At 69.9% G+C, this 18693-nt stretch carries 23 protein-coding genes and 1 rRNA gene; 11 read left to right on the forward strand and 13 right to left on the reverse strand.

Annotated elements, in window-relative coordinates:
- Positions 1 to 44: 44 nt before the first annotated feature.
- The 4 genes from C8263_RS08325 to C8263_RS08340 all read left to right on the forward strand — a co-directional run bounded on the left by C8263_RS08325 (position 45) and on the right by C8263_RS08340 (position 3649).
- Entirely contained in the window at positions 45 to 680 is a 636-nt protein-coding gene (locus C8263_RS08325; protein WP_107137648.1) for a 5-oxoprolinase subunit B family protein, read from the forward strand.
- Positions 673 to 1650 (forward strand): 5-oxoprolinase subunit C family protein, encoded by a 978-nt coding sequence (locus tag C8263_RS08330; protein WP_233218722.1) that lies wholly within the window; start codon positions 673 to 675, stop codon positions 1648 to 1650. The genes C8263_RS08325 and C8263_RS08330 overlap by 8 nt, the downstream gene beginning before the upstream one ends.
- A gap of 26 nt (positions 1651 to 1676) precedes the next feature.
- Positions 1677 to 2426: a 5-oxoprolinase subunit PxpA gene (gene pxpA, locus C8263_RS08335; RefSeq protein WP_107137649.1), complete on the forward strand. Its 750-nt coding sequence runs from the start codon at positions 1677 to 1679 to the stop codon at positions 2424 to 2426.
- Between the two features lie 83 nt (positions 2427 to 2509).
- Positions 2510 to 3649 (forward strand): GGDEF domain-containing protein, encoded by a 1140-nt coding sequence (locus C8263_RS08340; RefSeq protein WP_107137650.1) that lies wholly within the window; start codon positions 2510 to 2512, stop codon positions 3647 to 3649.
- A gap of 236 nt (positions 3650 to 3885) precedes the next feature.
- Here C8263_RS08340 and C8263_RS08345 read toward each other — a convergent pair whose 3' ends face one another.
- Positions 3886 to 4602: a 50S ribosomal protein L25/general stress protein Ctc gene (locus C8263_RS08345; RefSeq protein ID WP_107137651.1), complete on the reverse strand. Its 717-nt coding sequence runs from the start codon at positions 4600 to 4602 to the stop codon at positions 3886 to 3888.
- 302 nt (positions 4603 to 4904) lie between these two features.
- Between C8263_RS08345 and efp the strand changes: the two genes are divergently transcribed.
- From efp to C8263_RS08365, 4 genes are all read left to right on the forward strand, one after another.
- A complete protein-coding gene (efp, locus tag C8263_RS08350) occupies positions 4905 to 5462 on the forward strand; it encodes an elongation factor P (RefSeq protein WP_107137652.1) in 558 nt (185 codons plus the stop codon).
- 175 nt (positions 5463 to 5637) lie between these two features.
- Positions 5638 to 6168 (forward strand): acetyl-CoA carboxylase biotin carboxyl carrier protein, encoded by a 531-nt coding sequence (accB, locus tag C8263_RS08355; RefSeq protein ID WP_107137653.1) that lies wholly within the window; start codon positions 5638 to 5640, stop codon positions 6166 to 6168.
- Between the two features lie 93 nt (positions 6169 to 6261).
- Positions 6262 to 7599, forward strand: a complete 1338-nt coding sequence (accC, locus tag C8263_RS08360) for an acetyl-CoA carboxylase biotin carboxylase subunit (RefSeq protein WP_107137654.1) — start codon at positions 6262 to 6264, stop codon at positions 7597 to 7599.
- Between the two features lie 94 nt (positions 7600 to 7693).
- Positions 7694 to 8272 (forward strand): class I SAM-dependent methyltransferase, encoded by a 579-nt coding sequence (locus C8263_RS08365; RefSeq protein ID WP_233218723.1) that lies wholly within the window; start codon positions 7694 to 7696, stop codon positions 8270 to 8272.
- Between the two features lie 4 nt (positions 8273 to 8276).
- Here the strand turns inward: C8263_RS08365 and acs are convergent, their stop codons facing one another.
- On the reverse strand, positions 8277 to 10232 hold the full coding sequence (acs, locus tag C8263_RS08370) for an acetate--CoA ligase (RefSeq protein ID WP_107137656.1): 1956 nt from the start codon (positions 10230 to 10232) through the stop codon (positions 8277 to 8279).
- A 222-nt stretch (positions 10233 to 10454) separates the two neighbouring features.
- Between acs and moaA the strand changes: the two genes are divergently transcribed.
- Complete coding sequence (gene moaA, locus C8263_RS08375; protein ID WP_107137657.1) at positions 10455 to 11459, forward strand: GTP 3',8-cyclase MoaA; 1005 nt, start codon at positions 10455 to 10457, stop codon at positions 11457 to 11459.
- A gap of 114 nt (positions 11460 to 11573) precedes the next feature.
- Positions 11574 to 12266: a GntR family transcriptional regulator gene (locus C8263_RS08380; protein ID WP_107137658.1), complete on the forward strand. Its 693-nt coding sequence runs from the start codon at positions 11574 to 11576 to the stop codon at positions 12264 to 12266.
- A gap of 95 nt (positions 12267 to 12361) precedes the next feature.
- Here the strand turns inward: C8263_RS08380 and rplT are convergent, their stop codons facing one another.
- From rplT to C8263_RS08400, 4 genes are all read right to left on the reverse strand, one after another.
- Entirely contained in the window at positions 12362 to 12715 is a 354-nt protein-coding gene (gene rplT / locus C8263_RS08385) for a 50S ribosomal protein L20 (protein WP_107137659.1), read from the reverse strand.
- 4 nt (positions 12716 to 12719) lie between these two features.
- The gene (gene rpmI, locus C8263_RS08390; RefSeq protein ID WP_107137660.1) at positions 12720 to 12920 is read right to left on the reverse strand and encodes a 50S ribosomal protein L35; all 201 of its coding nucleotides are present in this window, start codon (positions 12918 to 12920) and stop codon (positions 12720 to 12722) included.
- A gap of 157 nt (positions 12921 to 13077) precedes the next feature.
- Positions 13078 to 13707: a GNAT family N-acetyltransferase gene (locus tag C8263_RS08395; protein ID WP_158263770.1), complete on the reverse strand. Its 630-nt coding sequence runs from the start codon at positions 13705 to 13707 to the stop codon at positions 13078 to 13080.
- 111 nt (positions 13708 to 13818) lie between these two features.
- Positions 13819 to 14022, reverse strand: a complete 204-nt coding sequence (locus C8263_RS08400) for a hypothetical protein (protein ID WP_107137662.1) — start codon at positions 14020 to 14022, stop codon at positions 13819 to 13821.
- A 46-nt stretch (positions 14023 to 14068) separates the two neighbouring features.
- On the opposite strand from C8263_RS08400, the gene C8263_RS08405 reads away from it, so the two are divergent.
- Positions 14069 to 14383: a hypothetical protein gene (locus C8263_RS08405; RefSeq protein ID WP_107137663.1), complete on the forward strand. Its 315-nt coding sequence runs from the start codon at positions 14069 to 14071 to the stop codon at positions 14381 to 14383.
- A 91-nt stretch (positions 14384 to 14474) separates the two neighbouring features.
- On the opposite strand, the gene C8263_RS08410 is transcribed toward C8263_RS08405, so the two are convergent.
- The 7 genes from C8263_RS08410 to C8263_RS08440 form a co-directional block, all read right to left on the reverse strand.
- Complete coding sequence (locus C8263_RS08410; protein ID WP_107137684.1) at positions 14475 to 14969, reverse strand: hypothetical protein; 495 nt, start codon at positions 14967 to 14969, stop codon at positions 14475 to 14477.
- Positions 14970 to 15114: 145 nt separating this feature from the next.
- On the reverse strand, positions 15115 to 15636 hold the full coding sequence (gene folK, locus C8263_RS08415) for a 2-amino-4-hydroxy-6-hydroxymethyldihydropteridine diphosphokinase (protein ID WP_107137664.1): 522 nt from the start codon (positions 15634 to 15636) through the stop codon (positions 15115 to 15117).
- Positions 15633 to 16019: a dihydroneopterin aldolase gene (folB, locus tag C8263_RS08420; protein ID WP_107137665.1), complete on the reverse strand. Its 387-nt coding sequence runs from the start codon at positions 16017 to 16019 to the stop codon at positions 15633 to 15635. The genes folK and folB overlap by 4 nt, the downstream gene beginning before the upstream one ends.
- Before the next feature lie 62 nt (positions 16020 to 16081).
- The gene (folP, locus tag C8263_RS08425; RefSeq protein WP_233218724.1) at positions 16082 to 16924 is read right to left on the reverse strand and encodes a dihydropteroate synthase; all 843 of its coding nucleotides are present in this window, start codon (positions 16922 to 16924) and stop codon (positions 16082 to 16084) included.
- Between the two features lie 35 nt (positions 16925 to 16959).
- Entirely contained in the window at positions 16960 to 17733 is a 774-nt protein-coding gene (locus tag C8263_RS08430; protein WP_107137686.1) for an ImmA/IrrE family metallo-endopeptidase, read from the reverse strand.
- A 458-nt stretch (positions 17734 to 18191) separates the two neighbouring features.
- A complete protein-coding gene (locus tag C8263_RS08435; RefSeq protein ID WP_107137666.1) occupies positions 18192 to 18458 on the reverse strand; it encodes an acyl-CoA-binding protein in 267 nt (88 codons plus the stop codon).
- 119 nt (positions 18459 to 18577) lie between these two features.
- Positions 18578 to 18693: ribosomal RNA gene (locus C8263_RS08440) — 16S ribosomal RNA — on the reverse strand; the annotation flags it as partial.

Raw genomic sequence — 18693 nt, forward strand, 5'->3', positions numbered from 1 at the left:
GCCGGGCGCCACCGTTCCGGCCGGGGCCCGGCTATGCTGCGGCCATGTCCGGCGCCGCGCCCACCTTCACGCCGCTGGGCGACGCCGCACTGGTGGTTTACACCCCGCAGGCGCGCGCCCTGGTCAGCCGGCTGACCCAGCAGCCGCCCCCCGGTCTGCTGGACGCGGTCCCGGCACTGGGGCAGGTCACGCTGCTGTTTGACCCCCTGCGCACCGACGCCGGGCCCCTGGCGCAGGCAGTGCGCCGCCTGCTGGCCACCGGCTCGGCCGAGCCAGCCCACCCCGGGCGCCGGCTGACCATCGCCGTGACCTTCGGCGGCCCCGATCTGCCCTGGTGCGCGGCCCACGCCGGGCTCAGCGAGGCGGCCTTCATCCAGGCCCTGTGCGCGGCGCCACTGGAGGTGGCCTTTGTGGGCTTTACCCCGGGTTTCGCCTTTCTGACCGGGCTGCCCCCTGGACTGCAGATGCCGCGCCTGGCCGCCCCGCGCGAACAGGTGCCGGCCGGCAGCGTGGCGCTGGGTGGGCCCTGGGCCGGGGTCTATCCGCGCGCCACGCCGGGGGGGTGGCGCCTTGTGGGGCACACGGCGTTTCAGCCCTTCGATCTTGCCCGCGCCGAACCCGTGCCGTGGCGGGCGGGGGACCGGGTGCGTTTTCAGGACCTGGGGGCCCAGGGTGGCTGACCTGGAATCACCCGAACGGCAGGGCGGCGAGCTGGAGGTGCTGCGTCCCGGGCTGCACACCACCGTGCAGGACGCCGGGCGCCGGGCCCGCGCGCTGGGCGTGCCGGGCGGCGGCGCGGCCGATGGCACAGCGCGGCGGCTGGCCAACGCCCTGGTGGGCAACCCGGGCGCGGCCCCGGGGCTGGAACTCACCCTGCTGGGCCCGGCGCTGCGCTTTGACGCCCCGGCCCTGATCAGCCTGTGCGGCGCGCCATTTGCGGCCACCCTGGACGGCGCACCGCTGCCCCTGTGGCGCGCGGTGGCCGTGGCAGCCGGGCAGACGCTGGACGTGCGCGGCGCCCCGGCCGGGGTGCGGGCCTTTCTGGCGGTGCGGGGCGGGCTGCTGGGGCAGGAGGTGTTTGGTAGCTGCGCCACTGACCTTCGCAGCGGCTTCGGTGGGCTGGCGGGCCGCGCCCTGCGCGCCGGGGACCGGCTGATCTGGGGGCCTGCCCTGCCCGCCCCGGCCCCACGGGCTGTGCCCGCGCCCGGGCTGCACACCCCGGTGGGCCCCCACCACCGCCTGCGGGTGCGGCCCACCCCAGACCTGACCCCGGCGCTGGCGGCCAGCCTCTGCGGGCCGCCCTTCACCGTGAGTGCGCAGGCCGACCGCATGGGTGCCCGCCTGAGCGAGGCGGTGCCTGCCCCCCACGAGCCGGCGCGGCCCAGCGTGCCCAACGTGCCGGGGCTGCTGCAACTGCCCCCCGATGGCCGGCCCATTGTGCTGCTGCCCGATGCCGGCACCCACGGCGGCTATCCCACGCCGCTGGTGGTGATTCAGGCTGATCACCCCCGGCTGGCGCAGCTGCGGCCCGGCGACCGGGTGCAGTTTGAAGAGGTGAGCCTGGCCGCCGCCCGACACGCGCTGCTGGCCCAGGAACGGGCGCTGCGGCAGGCCGAGACAGCGCTGCGGCACTGGTACGCCCGCCCATAAGTCCAGCGGCTGGCTATGCTGCCCCCATGCAGATAGACCTGAACGCCGATCTGGGCGAGGGCAGCCCGCACGAGGAGGCCGTGATGGCGGCCGTCACCTCGGCCAACATCGCCTGTGGGGGCCACGCCGGCGACGCGGCCACCATGCGCGACAGCCTGCGCCTCGCGGCGCGCTTTGGGGTGGCGGCGGGCGCCCATCCTGGTTTTCCCGACCGCGAGGGCTTTGGGCGCCGGGCCATGACCTTTGCCCCGCAGGACGTCACGGCCTTTGTGCGCGAGCAGATCGAGGCCCTCAAGGCGGTCGCCGCGCGCGAGGGGGTGACGCTGGCCCACGTCAAGCCCCACGGCATGCTGTACACCATGGCCGCCGCCGACCCCACGCTGGCCCGCGCCATTGCCCAGGCCGCCGCCGCCGCCGGTCTGCCGCTGTATTTCGGTCTGGCGGGCCAGGACAGCGTGATGCTGCGTGAAGCCCGCGCCCTGGGGCTGCGCGCCCTGGGTGAGGGCTTTGCCGACCGGGGATATGCCCCGGACGGGCAGCTGTGGCCCCGCAGCCAGCCGGGCGCCCTGCTGCCCCGCGCCCTGGCCGTGGCCCAGGGGGTGCGCCTGGCCATCCAGGGCCGCGTGGCAGCGATCAGTGGCGAGGAGGTGGCGGTGCCCGCCCAGACCCTGTGCCTGCATGGCGACGGCGCGGAGGCCGCCGAGCTGGCCGGCGAACTGCGCGCGGCCCTGGCGGCGGCGGGGGTGCGGGTGGCCGCCCCCCTCCCCCAAGCATGAAGGTTGGCTCAGGGCCCGCCCGGGGGCGCTGGGCGGCACTTGTCAGGCGGCGGTGAGAGGCCGCGTGGTGAACTGCCCCTACCATGCGCCGCTTTCCCCGCCACCTTCTGCCTGACCTCGCGGCCCGGCGAGCGGCCTGTCCCATTCTGGGGGGACGACCACTGGACCGGCGCCTGCTGAGCAGCCACGTGCTGGCCGTGGTGCTGCTGGCCATGCTGCTCAAGCTGCTGGCCATGCCGCTGGACGCCTTCGAGCACACCACCCTGGCGGTCACGAGCGCCCTGGTGGCGGGCCTGCTGGCCCTGACCGCCCTGACCCGGCTACCGCTGCAGGTGATGCATGGCCTGCTGCTGGCCGTGGCCTGGAGCTACCTGCTGAGCCAGCTGTGGCATGTGCTGTTTCAGGTGCCGCCAGCGGGCCAGTTGCCGGCCATGGGCACCCTGGGCCCCTGGGCCGCTGTGGTGCTGGCCTCACACCTGTGGCTGCTGGGGCGGCGTGACAGCCTGCCCCTGAGCCTGCTGGCGCTGGGCAGCACGGCGGCCCTGCTGGCGGCCTACGTGCTGCGCGTGCCCGGCGCAGCCGCCCAGCCGGTGGTGGGCGCCGGTCTGCAACTGCTGCTGGCCGGCGCCGTGATGCTGGTGGGCCAGCACAGCACCGCGCGCCGGGTCACCGATGACCTGCGCCGCGATCTGCTGGGCGACGGTCACGACGGGCGCGACGCCCTGACCGGCCTGCCGGGGGGCGCCGCCATGAAACGCTGGCTTCAGGACGCCGTGACCCATCGTCCCGAGGGCCTGGGTGTGGTCGTGATTGGCCTGGACGCCCCCGGCCCCGACTCCAGCTCCCCCGCCGAGGCCCGCCGCCTGGCCCATGTGGCCCGCGTGCTGCAGGGCGCCCTGCGCGAGGACGACCGGCTGGGATCCCTGGGCACCGACCAGCTGGTGCTGGCCCTGCGCGCAACTGATGCCCGCGCCGCCCGGGCGATCTGCGAGCGCCTGCGCCTGCGCGTGGCCTCGCGCCCGGTGGACGGCCACAACGTCACGGTGACCCTGGCCCTGGCCTTTTACAGCGGCCACCGCGACGGCCTGAGCCTCCTGCGCGAGGCCGAGGACACCCTGCACGGCGCGCAGCCCGGGGGCCCCAACCGGGTGGTGCTGGGCCCCCTGCCCAGGCCAGAGCCGGACCCCACCCCTGACCAGCTGGCCCAGCTCAGCCCCGCGTAAAGACCCCAGCAAAGACGACCAGCCGATTCCGCGCTGGTCGTCTTTGCTGTTCCCTGCTGGCTGTCCCCCGAACCTGGGCTCTGGGAGCCAGAGGTGCAGGGAGTCGCCTCCTGTATGGCTCTTGCTCGGCCAACACCTCTTCCCCACTCGCTCAGGAACCCCACCAGGGGCCAACCACACAGCCCAGCCACAAAAACCCCCAGGCAAGGTTGCCTGGGGGCCGGGGCAGCGGGGGCTCAGCCCTCGTTCTGCTCGGTGCCTTCGCTCTCGCCTTCGGCGGTGTCGGCTGCGGCTTCGGCCTTGACCTCTTCCACCGTGGCCTCGCCTTCCAGAATGGCGGCGGCGGCTTCCTCGCTGATCTCGCCAGCGGCGACCAGACCGGCCACCTGGGCAGCCTGCTGCTCGGCAGCGGCCTCGCCCTCGGACAGGCGGGGCGGCAGCACGCTGATCACCACAAGGTCCTCTTCGACCGCCAGCTTCACGCCTTCGGGCAGCTGAATCTGGCCGGCGCTGACGTGGTCACCGATGGCCAGCTTGGTCACGTCCACCACGATTTCCTGGGGAATGCGGCGGGGGCCGGGGGCCACGACCGACAGGTTGTGCACCACCACGTCCACGAGGCCGCCCATGATTTCGCCCTGGCTCTTGCCCTTGGTGTGCACCGGCACCGACACGGTCACCGGCTCACCGTAGGTGACCATGTAGAAGTCCACGTGAATGGGCGCGCGCTTGCGCTTGTCCATCTGCACAGTCTTGACCAGCGCGGGGAAGGTTTCGCCGCCTTCCAGGGTGATGTCGAAGAGCCCGGTGGTGCTCTGCTGGCGGAAGGCGCGGTCAAAGGCCTTGCGGTCAATGGCAAAGGACACGTTCTTGTCCTTGTTGTAAGCCACGGCGGGGATCAGGCCTTCGGCCAGTCTGTCCTGGCTGCTGCGGGGTTTGGCGTTCAGTTCCATGTGCGGTCTCCTTACGGGCGTTCTTCGCCGCCGCTCCCGTCGCGCGCCGTAAGCCTCTGTGGGCTGTGGGGGCGGGGGCGGGCGTGCAACCGCAACAGCATAGCAAACCCCCACTGCCTGCGGGAAGGGTCCGGCGTCCAGCCGCCCAGGGCCCGGGCGCCCCCACGCAACACAGGGCAAATGCTTTAAACTCTGGAGCGTTGCCGCGCGGCCCCGCGCCCCTGCTCTGCCCCCTCACGGCAGGTAGCGGGCGCAGGCGGGCCCCCGGCCAGAACCCAGCAGCAGCAAAAGGAGAGCACACCATGATCAGCGTGACAGAACTGCGCAACGGCACGAAAGTGGAAATGGACGGCGGCCTGTGGGAATGCCTGGAATACTCGCACCTGAAGATGGGCCGGGGCGGCGCCAAAGTGGTGACCAAGTTCCGCAACATGGAAACGGGTTCTATCGTGGACCGCACCTTCAACAGCGGTGAAAAGCTGCAGGACATCTACGTAGAAGGCAAGAAGATGCAGTACCTGTACAAGGACGGCGCCGACTTCATGTTCATGGACATGGAGACCTTCGAGCAGGTGACCCTGCCCCCGGCCCTGGTGGGCGACGCCGCCAAGTTCATGAAGGAGAACACCGAGGTGGAAGTGGCGATGTACGGCGACAAGGCCCTGAACATCACCCTGCCCAACCAGGTCATTCTGAAGATCGTGGAGACGGACCCCGGCGTGCGCGGCGACACTGTCTCCGGCGGCACCAAGCCCGCCAAGCTGGAAACCGGCGCGACCGTGCAGGTGCCGCTGTTCGTGGAACAGGACACCAACGTCAAGGTAGACACCCGCACCGGCCAGTACCTCAGCCGCGCCTGATTGTTATGCCGCTGCGCGCCGCCCACCGGAATCCCCGGGGGCGGCGCTTCGCTTTGCCATTAGACTCGGTGCAGCCAAACGAGCGTTAGGCTGCGGGTAACACCCCGCCGCTGATCCCAGCCGTCATGATGGGAAGCAGACCGAACGACGAAGCTTGACACCGCAAGGAGGGGCCATGAACCCAGATGACCTGAAGCAGATTCTTTCCGCCCTGACCAGCGCCGATGTGCGCGAATTCGCCCTGCGCACCGGCAGCTTTGACCTGAGCCTCAAGCGCGGCCCGCAGGCCGCCGGCCCGGCCCCGCTGGCCCCGCCCCAGGCCCCGCAGCCCCTGAGCGCCCCGGCGCCCGCCGCGCCCACCCCGGCCGCGCCGGCCCCACTGGCCGAGACCCCGGCCCCGGCCGCCGCAGCGGGCGCCCCCACCCCGGCCCCCGAGGCGCCCGCTGCGGCCCCGGCCCCCACCGCCAGCAAGGGCACGCCGGTCAAGGCGCCCATCGTGGGCACCTTCTATTCGGCCAGCAGCCCCGACGCCCCCGCCTACGTAAAGGTGGGCGACACCGTGCAGGCCGGACAGGTGCTGTGCATCATCGAGGCCATGAAGCTGATGAACGAGATTGAAGCCGAACTGGGCGGCACCGTGCGCGAGATTCTGGTGAAGAACGCCGAGCCGGTCGAGTACGGTCAGACGCTGTTCATCATTGAATAAGGTCGAGGGTCCAAGGGTCTGAGTGTCTAAGGTTTGAACCCGCTTAGACCCTTTGACCCTTAGACCCTTCGACTTTCTGCCGGAGGCAAGCACATGTTCAAGAAAATCCTGATCGCCAACCGCGGCGAGATTGCCCTGCGCGTGATTCGCACTGCGCGGGAAATGGGCGTCAAGACGGTCGTGGTGTATTCCACTGCCGATGAAAAAAGCCTGCCGGTGCTGCTGGCCGATGAATCGGTGTGTGTGGGGCCGCCCGCTTCCAACCAGTCGTACCTGAACATTCCCAACATCCTCTCGGCCGCGCTGATGACCGGCGCCGAGGCCATTCACCCCGGTTACGGCTTCATGGCCGAGAACCCCGACTTCGCTGAAATGTGCCGCGAGCACGGGATTGTATTTATCGGGCCCACCCCCGAGAGCATGCGCGCCCTGGGCTCCAAGGCCGGCGGGCGCGAGATTGCCGCCATGAGCAACGTGCCGGTGGTGCCGGGCACCGGTGTGCTGGCAGACACCGACGCCGCGCTGCTGGCGGCCAAGCAGATTGGCTACCCGGTGCTGCTCAAGGCCAGTGCGGGCGGCGGCGGGCGCGGCCAGAAGGTCATTCGCACCCAGGACGAACTGGCCAAGGGCTTTGCCCAGGCGCAGGAAGAAGCGCGGCTGTACTTCGGGGACCCCGCGATCATCATGGAGAAGTTCCTGGAAGAATTCCGCCACGTGGAAGTGCAGGTCATGGGCGACGGCCAGGGCCACGTGATTCACATCGGCGAGCGCGACTGCTCCATTCAGCGCCGCAACCAGAAGCTGATTGAAGAAGCGCCCTCCACCCTGCCCGACAGCCTGCGCCAGGAGATCCTGGCCGCCGGGGTGCGCCTGGCCCAGCATGTGAACTATGCCGGAGCCGGCACGCTGGAATTCATCGTGGACCGCGACGGCAATTACTACTTCATGGAGATGAACACCCGCATTCAGGTGGAACACTGCGTCTCCGAGGAGATCAGCGGCCTGGACTTCGTGAAGCTGCAGCTGGAAATCGCCGCCGGCTACGGCCTGAAGCTGCAGCAGGAGGACATCGTGCTCAGCGGGCACGCCATCGAGTGCCGCCTGAACGCCGAGGACCCTGACAAGGACTTCCGCCCGGCGGCCGGCAAGATGGACGACGTGCACTTTGCCGGCGGCCCCGGCGTGCGCGTGGACAGCCACGCCTACAGCGGCTACGTGATTCCGCCGCACTACGACAGCCTGATTGGCAAGCTGATCGTGCACCACGACACGCGCGAGCAGGCCATTGCCCGGATGAAGCGCGCCCTGGAAGAAACGGTGATTCAGGGGCCCAAAACCACCATTCCCCTGTACATCAAGATCATGGACAACCCGTTTTACAAACGCGGCGCGGTGATGACGAACTTCCTGAAAACCCGCATGGAGATGTAAGGGAAGGGCAGATGGCACAAGGCAGATGGCGCATGGCTGTCTGCCTTTGCATTTGGGGTGAGCCGTGAAGAACGTGGATATCTGGACGGATGGAATGACGCGGCTTGCGGCGCGTGACGCCCTGCTCTCTCGCCTGTGCGGGCGGGCATGGCCGGAAGGGGCGCTGCTGGACGTGATACGCCCAGGGCCCTTCCATGTGCTGGATGTGGGGGCGGGCGACGGTCGCCTGCGGCGGGAAGCCTGGGCGCGGGGGCACGCGGGGCTGTTCGTGGGCGTGGACCCGCACCCGGGCCCGGGCATTCTGGCCGGCCGCGCCGAGGCCCTGCCCTTCCACGACGCGACGTTCGATCTGGCCCTGTTCGTGCGGGTGCTGGCGCATCTGCCTCGCCCCGAGCAGGCCCTGGCCGAGGCGCGGCGGGTGCTTCGGCGTGGCGCCTGGATCACGGTGGCCGAACACGGTCCGGCGCACCTGCGCGCCACCTGGGCAGCCCTGGGACGGCCCGCCACTCCCCCTCGCCCGGCGCCAGAACCTACGTTCACCATCACGGTTCCCGTCACCGTCACGGCGGAGGACGCCCGGTTCCTGCGGCGCACATACAGAGAACCGGCGGAAGTACCCTCGCACTTCTTTCCCGTGCTGGACGAGGTGCAACTGCTGGTATGGTGGCGGTGACGCCCTACACTGGCGCTGTGGCTGCCAGCCGGTCCAGCACGCCCGGGTCTTCCAGCGTACTCGTGTCGCCTTCAATGGCCCGGCCTGCGGCAAGCTGGCGCAGGAACCGGCGCATGATCTTGCCGCTTCTCGTCTTGGGCAGGGCGTCGGCAATGTAAATGGCGTCCGGGCGGGCCAGGGCGCCAATTTCCCTGGTCACGTGGGCCCGCAGCGCCTTCGGGTCCACGGTCAAGCCGCTCTGGGGCAGCACAAAGGCCACCACGCACTCGCCTTTCACGTCGTCGGCCCGGCCCACCACGGCGGCCTCGGCCACGCTGGGGTGCGACACCAGGGCCGATTCGATTTCCATGGTGCCCAGGCGGTGCCCACTGACATTCAGCACGTCATCCACCCGGCCCATGACCGTGTAGTAGCCGTCGCGGTCACGCCGGGCACCGTCGCCGGCAAAATACACGCCCTCGATCTCGCCCCAGTAGGTCTTGCGGTAGCGCTCGTCGTCGCCGTAGACGGTGCGCAGCATGGAAGGCCAGGGCCGCTTGATCACCAGCAGGCCGCCGTCGTCCGGGCCCAGTTCCTCGCCCTGGTGGGTCATGATGGCAGGCTCCACGCCGAACATGGGCAGCCCTGCGCTGCCGGGCTTGCCAGGAAAGGCGCCGGGCAGGGTGGTCAGCATGATGGAGCCGGTCTCGGTCTGCCACCACGTGTCCACCACCGGGCAGCGCTCCCCGCCAATCACGCGCCAGTACCACATCCAGGCTTCGGGGTTAATGGGCTCGCCCACCGAGCCCAGCAGGCGCAGGCTGCTCAGGTCGTGCCGGGCCGGCAGGTCGTCGCCCTGGCGCATGAAGGAGCGGATGGCCGTGGGCGCGGTGTACAGGATGGTCACCCGGTGCTTTTCCACCAGCTGCCAGAAGCGGCCCCAGTCGGGGTGGTTGGGCGCGCCCTCGTACATCAGGACGCTGGCGCCGCACAGCAGCGGCCCATACACGCTGTAGGAATGGCCGGTGATCCAGCCCACATCGGCGGTGCACCAGTACAGGTCGTCGTCTTGCAGGTCAAACACCGTCTGGGTGGTCAGGGAGGTGCCTACCATGTAGCCGCCCGTGGTGTGCAGCACACCCTTGGGCTTGCCGGTGCTGCCCGAGGTGTACAGCACGAAGAGGGGGTGCTCGCTGTCCAGCGGCTCGGCCTCGTGCTCGTCACTGGCGGCGGCCAGGGCGTCGTGCCAGAACACGTCGCGGCCTTCTTGCATGGGCGCGTCGCAGTTGGCGCGGCACACCACCAGCATCCTTTCCAGGCCCGGGGTCAGCCGGGCAGCCTCGTCAGCGCCCTGCTTCAAGTTCACGAGTGCGCCCCGGCGCTGCCCGGCGTCGGCGGTGATGAGCAGCTTGCTCTGGGCGTCGTTGAGGCGGTCAGCCAGGGCCGAGACCGAAAATCCCCCGAACACCACGCTGTGCACCGCGCCGATGCGGGCGCAGGCCAGCATGGCGATTGCCGCTTCGGGCACCAGCGGCAGGTACAGGGTCACGCGGTCACCCTTCTGCACCCCCAGGGCCTTGAGGGCATTCGCAGCCCGTTTCACTTCGCGCAGCAGCTCGGCATAGGTGTAGCGGCGCACCTCGCCGTCCTCGCCCTCCCAGAGAATGGCCAGCTTGTCGCCCAGGCCCCGCGCCACCTGGCGGTCCAGGGCGTTGTAGGCCACGTTGGTCTGGCCGCCCACGAACCAGCGGGCGTGAGGGGGCTGCCAGTCCAGCACCCTGGTCCAGGGGGTAAACCAGTGCAGTTCCCCCGCCACCTCGCTCCAGAAGGTGTCCGGGTCGTCCAGGCTCTGGCGGTAGCGGCGCTCGTATTCGGCGCGGCCTATGCGGGCGCGGGCCTGAAATTCGGCGCTGGGGGCAAGAACGCGCGTTTCGTGCAGCACCGCGTCAATATGGTCGGTGGCCGTGGGGGTCTGGGTCATGCATTCCTCCGGAACGAGGCAAACAGGTGCGGCGAGGGGACGTGCCCCCACTGTAGCGGCCGCGCGCCCGGCCCCCACGCCACGCTGGGCCCAGCGGTCCAGACCAGTACCGGGGCGGTACTGCACCGGGTGCAAAACGGGGGCCGGGCGCAGGCAGGCCCAGCCCCCAAAAGCAGACTGGCTTGCCCACCACGCGGGCCGGCGCGCGTATGCTGCGGCCCTATGCTGCACGACGTGTTGGGCCGCCCCCTGCGTGACCTGCGCCTGAGCGTGACCGACCGCTGCAACCTGCGCTGCACCTACTGCATGCCCGCCGACGTGTTTGGCCCCGGGTACGCCTTCTTGCCGCGCGCCGAACTGCTGACCTTCGAGGAACTGGAGCGCCTGAGCCGCCTCTTCGTGGGCCTGGGCGTGCAGAAGCTGCGCCTGACTGGCGGCGAGCCCACCCTGCGCCGCGACCTGCCCGAGTTGGTGGGTCGCCTGAGCCGGATTGGCGGGGTGCAGGACCTCGCCATGACCACCAACGGCCTGCTGCTGCCGGCCCTGGCGCCGGCCCTGAAGGCGGCGGGCCTGCGGCGGGTCACGGTCAGCCTGGACAGCCTGGACCCCGAGGTCTTTGGGCGCATGAACGGCCTGGGCACCCACCCGGCGCGGGTGCTCGACGGCATTCACGCCGCGCTGCACGCGGGCCTGGGCGTGAAGATCAACACGGTGGTGCAGCGCGGCGTGAACGACGCGGGCCTGCACGCCCTGTGGCAGGCCCTGCGCGACCTGGCCCCGGTGCGCTTTATCGAATTCATGGATGTGGGCAACCACAACGGCTGGAATCTGGAGGGGGTGGTGCCCTCCGGCGAGGTGCTGGCCCGCCTGAGCGCCGGCGGCGAGCCCCTGCAGCCGGTGGGCGCGGCCTACCGGGGCGAGGTGGCCGCCCGCCACCGCGACGCCCAGGGCCGCGAGGTGGGCCTGATCAGCTCGGTCACGGCGCCGTTTTGCGGCGACTGCACGCGGGCGCGGCTGTCGGCGGCGGGGGTGCTGTACACCTGCCTGTTTGCGGGGAGCGGCACCGACCTGCGCGCGCCCCTGCGCTCGGGCGCCAGCGACGCCGATCTGCGTGGCCTGATCGCGGGGGTCTGGGCCGGGCGGCGCGACCGCTACAGCGAGGAGCGCGGCGAGCAGGAACGCGCCGCCCAGCGCCAGAAAGTGGAGATGTCGCACATTGGCGGCTAGGGGCGGGGGGCGCTGTTCCAGACCCGGTCACATCCCAGGCAACCTTGTGTACTTCTGACACTAAACTTAAGATGAAGACGGCGCCGCCCGCCAGCGGCACGCCCGGAGGGATGCATGGCGAAGTACCCGCTCATCAAGACCACCCTGAAAGACCGCCTGCTGGGCGGCCACTACGCCGAAGGCCTGCCGCTGCCCAGCGAACCGCAACTGGCCCGCGAATTCGATGTCTCGCGCATGACCGCCCGGCGCGCCATCGACGAACTGGAGCGCGAGGGCTACGTGTACCGCGTGCAGGGCGCCGGTACCTTTCCCACCGGCAAGCGCTTCCGGCAGGGCATGTTCCGGGTGCGGCCCTTCAAGGAGTGGGCCCGCCACCCAGACCACCGCACCACGGTGCTGCGCGCCATGCAGATTGAAGCCACCCCGGAAATTGCCATCGTGCTGCAGATTCAGCCCGGCGATCCGGTGATTTTCGTGCACCGCCTGCGCACGGCGGGCGACGAGGCGCTGGTCATTGAAAAGCGCTACATCAACGGCACCCTGGTGCCGGGCCTGCTGGACCACAACCTGTCCACCGAAAGCATCCACGAAACCATGATCAGCTTAGGGGTGCCGCTGCAGCGGGTAGAGCAGAACCTGGAAGCGGTGAATCTGCGCCAGGAAGAAGCCGAGCTGCTGCGTGTGCCGCTGGGCACCGCCGCGTTCCTGCTGCGCCGCACCACCTACAGCGGCCAGAAGCGCGCGTCCTACGTCAACTACTGGGTGCGCGGCGACCGCTACGCCTTTCAGGACACCTTCGAGCCGTAGGGCGCCATGGGCCATGAGCTTTGGGGGTTGACCCTATGGCCCATGGCTCATAGCAGCGGGGCGGCCCCAGCTGGGGCCGCCCCGCATTCTTTCCCTTACTTGCCGTTCTTCGCGGCGTCCACGAGGGCCTTGAAGGCCTCGGGCTCGCGGGCGGCGATGTCGGCCAGCACCTTGCGGTTCAGGTCCACACCGGCGCGCTTCAGGCCACCGATGAAGGTGGAGTAGTTCATGCCGTGCAGGCGGGCGCCCGCGTTGATGCGCTGAATCCACAGGCGGCGGAAGTCACGCTTCTTGTTGCGGCGGTCGCGGTACTCGTAGGTGGCGGCGTTCAGCAGCGTCTGGAAGGCGTTGCGGTACTGCTTGGAGCGGCTGCCCCAGAAGCCCTTGGCGCGCTTGAGCACCTTCTTGTGGCGGCGGCGGCGGATAATCCCGGTCTTGGCGCGAGGCATTAACTCACTTCCCCTTCGGCAGCATCAGCTTCATGCGTGCCCATTCGCTCTTGGCCAGAACAAAGCCCTTGCCCTTGCCCCGGATCTCGTTACCGCTCTTGCCGGTGTTCTGGTGGCGCTTGCCACTCTTGAACGCCATGACCTTGCCGGTGGCGGTGATCTTCACCCGGCGGCTGGCCGCTTTCAGTGTCTTCATCTTAGGCATGGTGAGTGCCTCCTTTGCAGTCCGGTTGCTCTCCCCTGTCGGGGCGCGTCCGTCTGGGGTTCGGGCCGCTGCGCCGGCATCGCTGCCCAGGCACAACTGTTGGTCGCCCTGCCCCACTTGACCAAGAGAGGATTGTAGCGGCTGGCCGGGCACAGGGTCAAGGTAGGGTGAAGATCAGCTGCTGCTGAGTCAGGACGGCCCCGTGCCGCTCGAAGAGGCGGCGCATGGCGTGGTTGCCCGCGTCCGTGCCGCCCACGTGGTCCCCGAAGGCCTGGGCCGCCAGCGCCAGCAGGTGCGCGTGCAGCCGCTGGCCCAGCCCCTGCCCACGTGCCCCGGGCTGCACGCCGATGAGGTCAATGCCTGCCGTGTCAGGGCGGCCACCGGGCCCCGTGGCCCCCAGCGCGGCGAGGCGCCCCGAGGCGTCCGGCAGACCCACCAGGGTCCAGCCGTCCGGAAGGGTCAAGGCCGCGCGGTCCAGGGTGGACAGCAGGCCCTGAAGTTCGGGCGCTGTCACGTCGTCGGCCGTCAGCTGCCGGGCCTGGGGGTCCAGGGGCCAGCGCCCGGCGTTCAGGGCCGTGGCATAGATCACGGCCTCCTCTTTCAAGTGCCAGCCGGCGGCCTGGGCGGCCCTCAGGCACAGGGGCGCCTGCGTGCTGTCCAGAATCAGGCAGCGATCTGTTGCCTGGGCGCGCAGGTGCGCCAGAAAGGCCCGCGCCGCCGCCTCGGGCACGTCGGCGCGCAGGCGGGGCAGCAGGGGAACGGGCGGGGCGGCCGGAATCAGGCACACCCCTTCGAGTCCACGCGGCGAGCGCAGCAGCTGAGACGAATTCCGTCCATTTCCGTCACATCCGGGAAAGAGCCGGATGTTCCTCCAATTCCCGGAAATCCGTCTCTTTTCCTACTCCCTCCGGTCGGAACAATTCCGGAACATACGACGGAATTCTTCGGAACTGGTATGAAACTGTTCGGGGTTCAGGCGCCCGGCGGCCACGTTGCCCTGAATGATGCCCAGGCGCCGCGCCGCGTCGGCAGGGTCGGGCAGCAGGGCGACTGTTTCGTGCAGGGTTTCGGGGCGGGCACTTTCAATGGTCCAGTGGCTCAAAAGGCTCCTTGGGGGTGGGGGCACGCCGTCCTCTAGAATGCCGGGCATGCGAAGCGCGTACCTGACGGCCGCCCGCGCCCTGCAACTGGGCCGGGAGGGGGCCGTGGAAGGCGACCAGGCCCGCGCCCTGCGGTTGTACGGCGAGGCGCTGGATATCCTGACCCTGCTGCCTCCCGAGCGCACGCGCGACGTGCTGCTGGCCCACACCCACCTCGCGTTCTACCAGACCCTGGAGCTGCTGGGGGGCAAAGATGGGCAGCGGCACCTGCAACTGGGCGTCAGCTACGCCCGCAGCACCCGCGACCCCCTGGCCCGCGCCATCGCCGAGGAATGCCTCAGCGGTCTGGACATGGCGCTGTAGAACCGTCAGGAAAGGCAACGGCGACCGCCCCGCGACAGCACAAGGGCGGCACCTGGGAAAGTCCCCTGGGTGCCGCCTGCGCCCGAACAGGTTACTGACCGGGCAGGGCCAGTTGGGCGGTGGTCTTGCCACTCTTCTTGTCGTGGCTGCACTGCATGGGCAGCTGGCCCAGGGTGTTCACACGCTCGCCGCTGTGAATGGTGATGTTCACCGGCAGCGTCATGGCCCAGCCGCCGCCCTCGGCCAGTTGCGCGGCGCGCACGATCTCGGTGGGCTCGGCCTCCAGTTCGGCGTGCAGTTCGTCACCGGGCTTCAGGGGGCTGCCCTGTTCCACCAGGGTTTTCAGGGGCAGGGTCTGACCGCCGGCGCCCACGGTCAGGTCCTGTGTGTCCTCCAGCACTTCCTTGCAGGCTTCAATAAACTTGAACTTGCTGATGCCGCCTGCCTCGCGGTCACTGTAAATGGGGTTGCGCTGCGAAACGAAGATGGTCACAAAACCCAGCAGCGCCACGGTCAGCGCAATGGCGACCCACAGCAGCGCGCGGCCGAGGCCGCCGTGACGGTTGGTGGAGGTATGCTCGCTCATGTCACCCGTCAGCATAGCGTTCCCGCCCTGCGGCTGCCCCGGGGTGTCCAGCGCCGCCCGCCGGATGGGCCAGGGGGCCTCCTCCCCTGTGCGCTCGCGCTGAACTGAAGGAGCAGCGCCCACCACGGCGGAGTGGCCCTCTGCCTCAGGGCACCTGCAGGAGGCCCGCCACCTCAACCCCGGCCAGGGGCACCCGGCGCAGCGCCTGGGCCACGGTTTCACCGGTAACCGGCTGGCGCAGGTCCGGGTTGAGGTCCTGCAGCGGGGCCAGCACGAATGCCCGTTCCCAGGCCCGGGGATGCGGCAGCAACAGCTCCGGGCCCTGACTCTGCTCCTGGCCGTAGAGAATCAGATCCAGGTCCAGCACCCGGGCCTCCCAGCGTTCGCGCCGCTGCCGCCCGGCCTGCGCTTCCAGGGCGTGCAGGGCGGCCAGCAGCGCCGGTGCTGTCAATCCGGTGCGCAGATGCACGGCCGCGTTCAGGTAATCGGGCTGCCCGGCGGGGCCCCCCACCGGCGCCGTGCGGTACAGCCGTGAGACCCCCGCCACCTCGCCCAGTGCCCCCAACTGTCCGGCGGCCCAGCGCAGGGTGGCGCCGGGGTCACCCAGGTTGGCCCCCAGGGCAATAAAGGCGTCGGTGGGGGGGTCATCGGCAGGGTCAACGTTCACCCTTCAGTCCGGCCCAGGGTCAACTCGGCAAACACATCGCGGAACACACCGGGCAGGGGCGCAAACGGCTTGTGCACCCGCACGGTCACGCGGCTCAGGCGCGGGTGTTCGCGCAGCACCCGCCGGGCAATCTGGTCGGCCAGCACCTCAATCAGCAGGCGGCGGGTGCCCGTCACCTCGGCGGCAATGGCGGCGTAGACCTCGGCGTAGTTCACGGCCTCGTCCAGTTCATCGGCCAGCCCGGCGAAGGGGTAATACAGTTCGGCGTCCACCACAAAGCGGGCACCCAGCGCGGCCTCGGTGTCGTACACGCCGTGGCGTGCGTGAAATTCCAGGCCCTGCAACACCACGCGGCTGGTCTGGGGCAGAGGGTCAGCGGTCATCACGGCCGAGTGTAGAGCAGCGCGCCGCGCCGCAGGGCCCCCAGCCGACCTGTCGCAGGTGTTCAGGTGCTCACCGGCCCACCCGCCAGCGCGGCCTGCACCCGCAGGGCCTGCACATGCTCGGCGGCGGCGTGGGCGCGCACCACTGCGGCACCTGCGCGCGCCGCATGCAGGTGCAGCGCCAGGGTGCCCGGATCACGCGCAGTGGCCAGCGGCACCCCAGCCAGCGTGTCGATCAGCCGCTTTCGGCTGGCCCCCACCAGTACCGGGTACCCCAGGGCCACCAGCGCCGGCAGGGCGCGCAGCAGCGCGAGGTTGTGCTCCAGAGTCTTGCCAAAGCCCAGCCCCGGGTCCAGCAACACGTCCGGTACGCCATCGGCGTGGGCCTGGGCCGCCTGCGCCGCCAGAAAACCGTGCACCTCGGCCACCACATCGCTGTACTGGGGCGCGCGCTGCATGGTGCGCGGCTCGCCCTGCATATGCATCAGGCACGCCGGGGCCCCCGCCTGGGCACAGACGGCCCGCATCTCGGGGTCGCGCAGACCGCCCACGTCATTCACCAGATGCGCGCCGGCGTCCAGCGCCGCCTGGGCCACCTCAGGCTTCATGGTGTCCACGCTGAGCAGCATGTCAGCGCCGCGCAGGGCGCGCAGCACCGGCCGCACCCGGTCAATCTCCTCGGCGGCCGGCACGGGGGCGGCGCCGGGTCGGGTGCTCTCGCCGCCCACATCCACCAGCAGCGCGCCAGCCTCTCGCATGGCCCGCGCCGCACCGAGGGCCGCGTCCAGGGCGAGGTGCCGGCCGCCATCACTGAAGCTGTCCGGGGTGATGTTCAGAATGCCCATCACGGCCGTGCCGGACCAGCGCACCTGCCACCCACGCGCCGTGCGCTGCGCCCCGGGCACCGGCCGCCCGAAGGTCAGGGTAAAGTCGCCCGCGTTCAGGAGGCGCTGCCCTCGCCCCGGGTGGGCAGCAGAAAACTCACCATGACCCGGTGCCGGTCGGGAAAGGCGTCCACCTGTGCGGGCATGCGGCGACCCGAGCGAAACGGCACGTAACTGTCCTGCGCGATGGGCAGCCGGGTATCCAGCGCCACTGCCACCGGATGCTGCGCCGGAATGGGCGTGCCCGGGCGCAGGCTGTATTTCACGCCGGGCGCCGCGCTGCTCACGCGGACCGTCAGGGCCTTGCCCGGTGCCTCGGGCGCCTCCGGATCCTCGGCGTCCAGGCGGGCCACCGCGCACACGGCGTAGATCACCGGCGCCGCCGTGTGCTCGGCCAGGGTGTACAGGGCCGTGCTGGCGCTGATGTCGGCCCGGCGCGACAGCTCGGCCAGGGCGCGGCCAGTGGGGCCAAAGCGCGTCAGCACCTCGTCCAGCAGGGTCTGGGGAATCAGCAGGGCCGCGGCCCCCACGTTACACAGGGTCTCGATCACCTGCTCCAGCCGCTCGCCCTCAAAGGCGTCGTGCAAATCACTCAGCAGGTCATCGTCGCCCAGCAGCAGGGCGTGGCTGATCTCGTGGGCCAGGGTAAAGCGCTGCCGCTCCGGGCGCACGCGGCTGTTGATCAGAATGACGCGGTGCTCGGGGTCGTACGCGCCGTCGCGCTCGCCCATGGGCAGAAAGCTCAGCTGCACGTCACTCAGGCCGTGCATCAGGCTGTGGGTGTCCCGACCCGGCAGCGCCGCCGCGTACTCGGCGGCCAGGGTCTTCATGCGCGCCCGGGCCGAGGCCATCAGGTCGGACGCTGCCAGGGGCTGTGGGTGCGTTTCACTCACGCTGCGCAGCTTACCGTGTTCCCTGCGGGGCCGCGCGCTTGGCGCTGGTTCGGGAGGATGGGGGCGCACGCCGACCAAGCGCAGGCGGGCCTCACCCTGTTCCGGTGCAGCCCGCCTGCGGCCTGAAGCCCCTAAGTCCCTCCCCCAGGCCAACGGTTCAGAAGGGCGCAGAAACGTGTCCATTCCCAGTGCGAGGCACTTTGCTTCACCACTCGCTCTGCGGCGCCGCTGTTCCAGCCCGCTCGGTTGATCGGGGGCTTGGCAGCGAGCGACTTAAGTCGCTCGCTGTTGATCTTTAGATCAACCGAGCGGAGCGAGTATCGAAAAAAGGACGTTGCACCGGGAGTGGAGACTTTGCGGTGCTCTCCTGCAAAGTAACGTGAGGTGCAACGTCCTTAGCTGTGCGCTTTCAGCGTGGCCACCAGGGCCACGTATTCCCGCTGTGCGTCGTCCTGACCCAGGCCTTTCAGCGCGGCCCAGGCGTCATACTTGGCACCGCCCACAAAGTCAAAGCCCCCCGGGCGCGCGCCCGTCACGTCTCCCTGGCTGCCCTGCTTGTACAGGGCATACAGCTTCAGAAGTACGTCGTTACCGGGTTTGCGGCTGAGGGTCTGCACGTCCTGCTGGGCCTGTTCAAAGGCCGTTTTGTCTGGTGCGGTCATGTGTGGCAGTGTACCCGGTTCAAGCTTCGGGCTCTGGCGATACCCAGGGTAAAAAGAGAAGCGCCCCCAGTTTCCTGGGGGCGCTGAAGATGCAGAGACAGAAGAAGAGGTACCGATAGAAAGGAGGTGATCCAACCGCACCTTCCGGTACAGTTACCTTGTTACGACTTCACCCCAGTCATGCGCCACAGCCTAGACGCCTGCCGTCAGGCTCCCGGCGGTTTCAGCTGCAACG

The sequence above is a fragment of the Deinococcus arcticus genome (assembly GCF_003028415.1).
Lineage (GTDB): Bacteria > Deinococcota > Deinococci > Deinococcales > Deinococcaceae > Deinococcus > Deinococcus arcticus.

What these genes read in the sequence shown, in the direction of transcription:
- rpmI (WP_107137660.1), bottom strand. Translation starts at nt 12,920, where the DNA reads ATGCCTAAGATGAAGACACTGAAAGCGGCCAGCCGCCGGGTGAAGATC.
- efp (WP_107137652.1), top strand. Translation starts at nt 4,905, where the DNA reads ATGATCAGCGTGACAGAACTGCGCAACGGCACGAAAGTGGAAATGGAC.
- C8263_RS08430 (WP_107137686.1), bottom strand. Translation starts at nt 17,733, where the DNA reads ATGAAGACCCTGGCCGCCGAGTACGCGGCGGCGCTGCCGGGTCGGGAC.
- accB (WP_107137653.1), top strand. Translation starts at nt 5,638, where the DNA reads ATGAACCCAGATGACCTGAAGCAGATTCTTTCCGCCCTGACCAGCGCC.
- accC (WP_107137654.1), top strand. Translation starts at nt 6,262, where the DNA reads ATGTTCAAGAAAATCCTGATCGCCAACCGCGGCGAGATTGCCCTGCGC.
- C8263_RS08435 (WP_107137666.1), bottom strand. Translation starts at nt 18,458, where the DNA reads ATGACCGCACCAGACAAAACGGCCTTTGAACAGGCCCAGCAGGACGTG.
- C8263_RS08365 (WP_233218723.1), top strand. Translation starts at nt 7,694, where the DNA reads ATGACGCGGCTTGCGGCGCGTGACGCCCTGCTCTCTCGCCTGTGCGGG.
- C8263_RS08380 (WP_107137658.1), top strand. Translation starts at nt 11,574, where the DNA reads ATGGCGAAGTACCCGCTCATCAAGACCACCCTGAAAGACCGCCTGCTG.
- C8263_RS08405 (WP_107137663.1), top strand. Translation starts at nt 14,069, where the DNA reads ATGCGAAGCGCGTACCTGACGGCCGCCCGCGCCCTGCAACTGGGCCGG.
- pxpA (WP_107137649.1), top strand. Translation starts at nt 1,677, where the DNA reads ATGCAGATAGACCTGAACGCCGATCTGGGCGAGGGCAGCCCGCACGAG.
- C8263_RS08345 (WP_107137651.1), bottom strand. Translation starts at nt 4,602, where the DNA reads ATGGAACTGAACGCCAAACCCCGCAGCAGCCAGGACAGACTGGCCGAA.
- folB (WP_107137665.1), bottom strand. Translation starts at nt 16,019, where the DNA reads ATGACCGCTGACCCTCTGCCCCAGACCAGCCGCGTGGTGTTGCAGGGC.
- C8263_RS08410 (WP_107137684.1), bottom strand. Translation starts at nt 14,969, where the DNA reads ATGAGCGAGCATACCTCCACCAACCGTCACGGCGGCCTCGGCCGCGCG.
- acs (WP_107137656.1), bottom strand. Translation starts at nt 10,232, where the DNA reads ATGACCCAGACCCCCACGGCCACCGACCATATTGACGCGGTGCTGCAC.
- C8263_RS08325 (WP_107137648.1), top strand. Translation starts at nt 45, where the DNA reads ATGTCCGGCGCCGCGCCCACCTTCACGCCGCTGGGCGACGCCGCACTG.
- moaA (WP_107137657.1), top strand. Translation starts at nt 10,455, where the DNA reads ATGCTGCACGACGTGTTGGGCCGCCCCCTGCGTGACCTGCGCCTGAGC.
- C8263_RS08340 (WP_107137650.1), top strand. Translation starts at nt 2,510, where the DNA reads ATGCGCCGCTTTCCCCGCCACCTTCTGCCTGACCTCGCGGCCCGGCGA.
- rplT (WP_107137659.1), bottom strand. Translation starts at nt 12,715, where the DNA reads ATGCCTCGCGCCAAGACCGGGATTATCCGCCGCCGCCGCCACAAGAAG.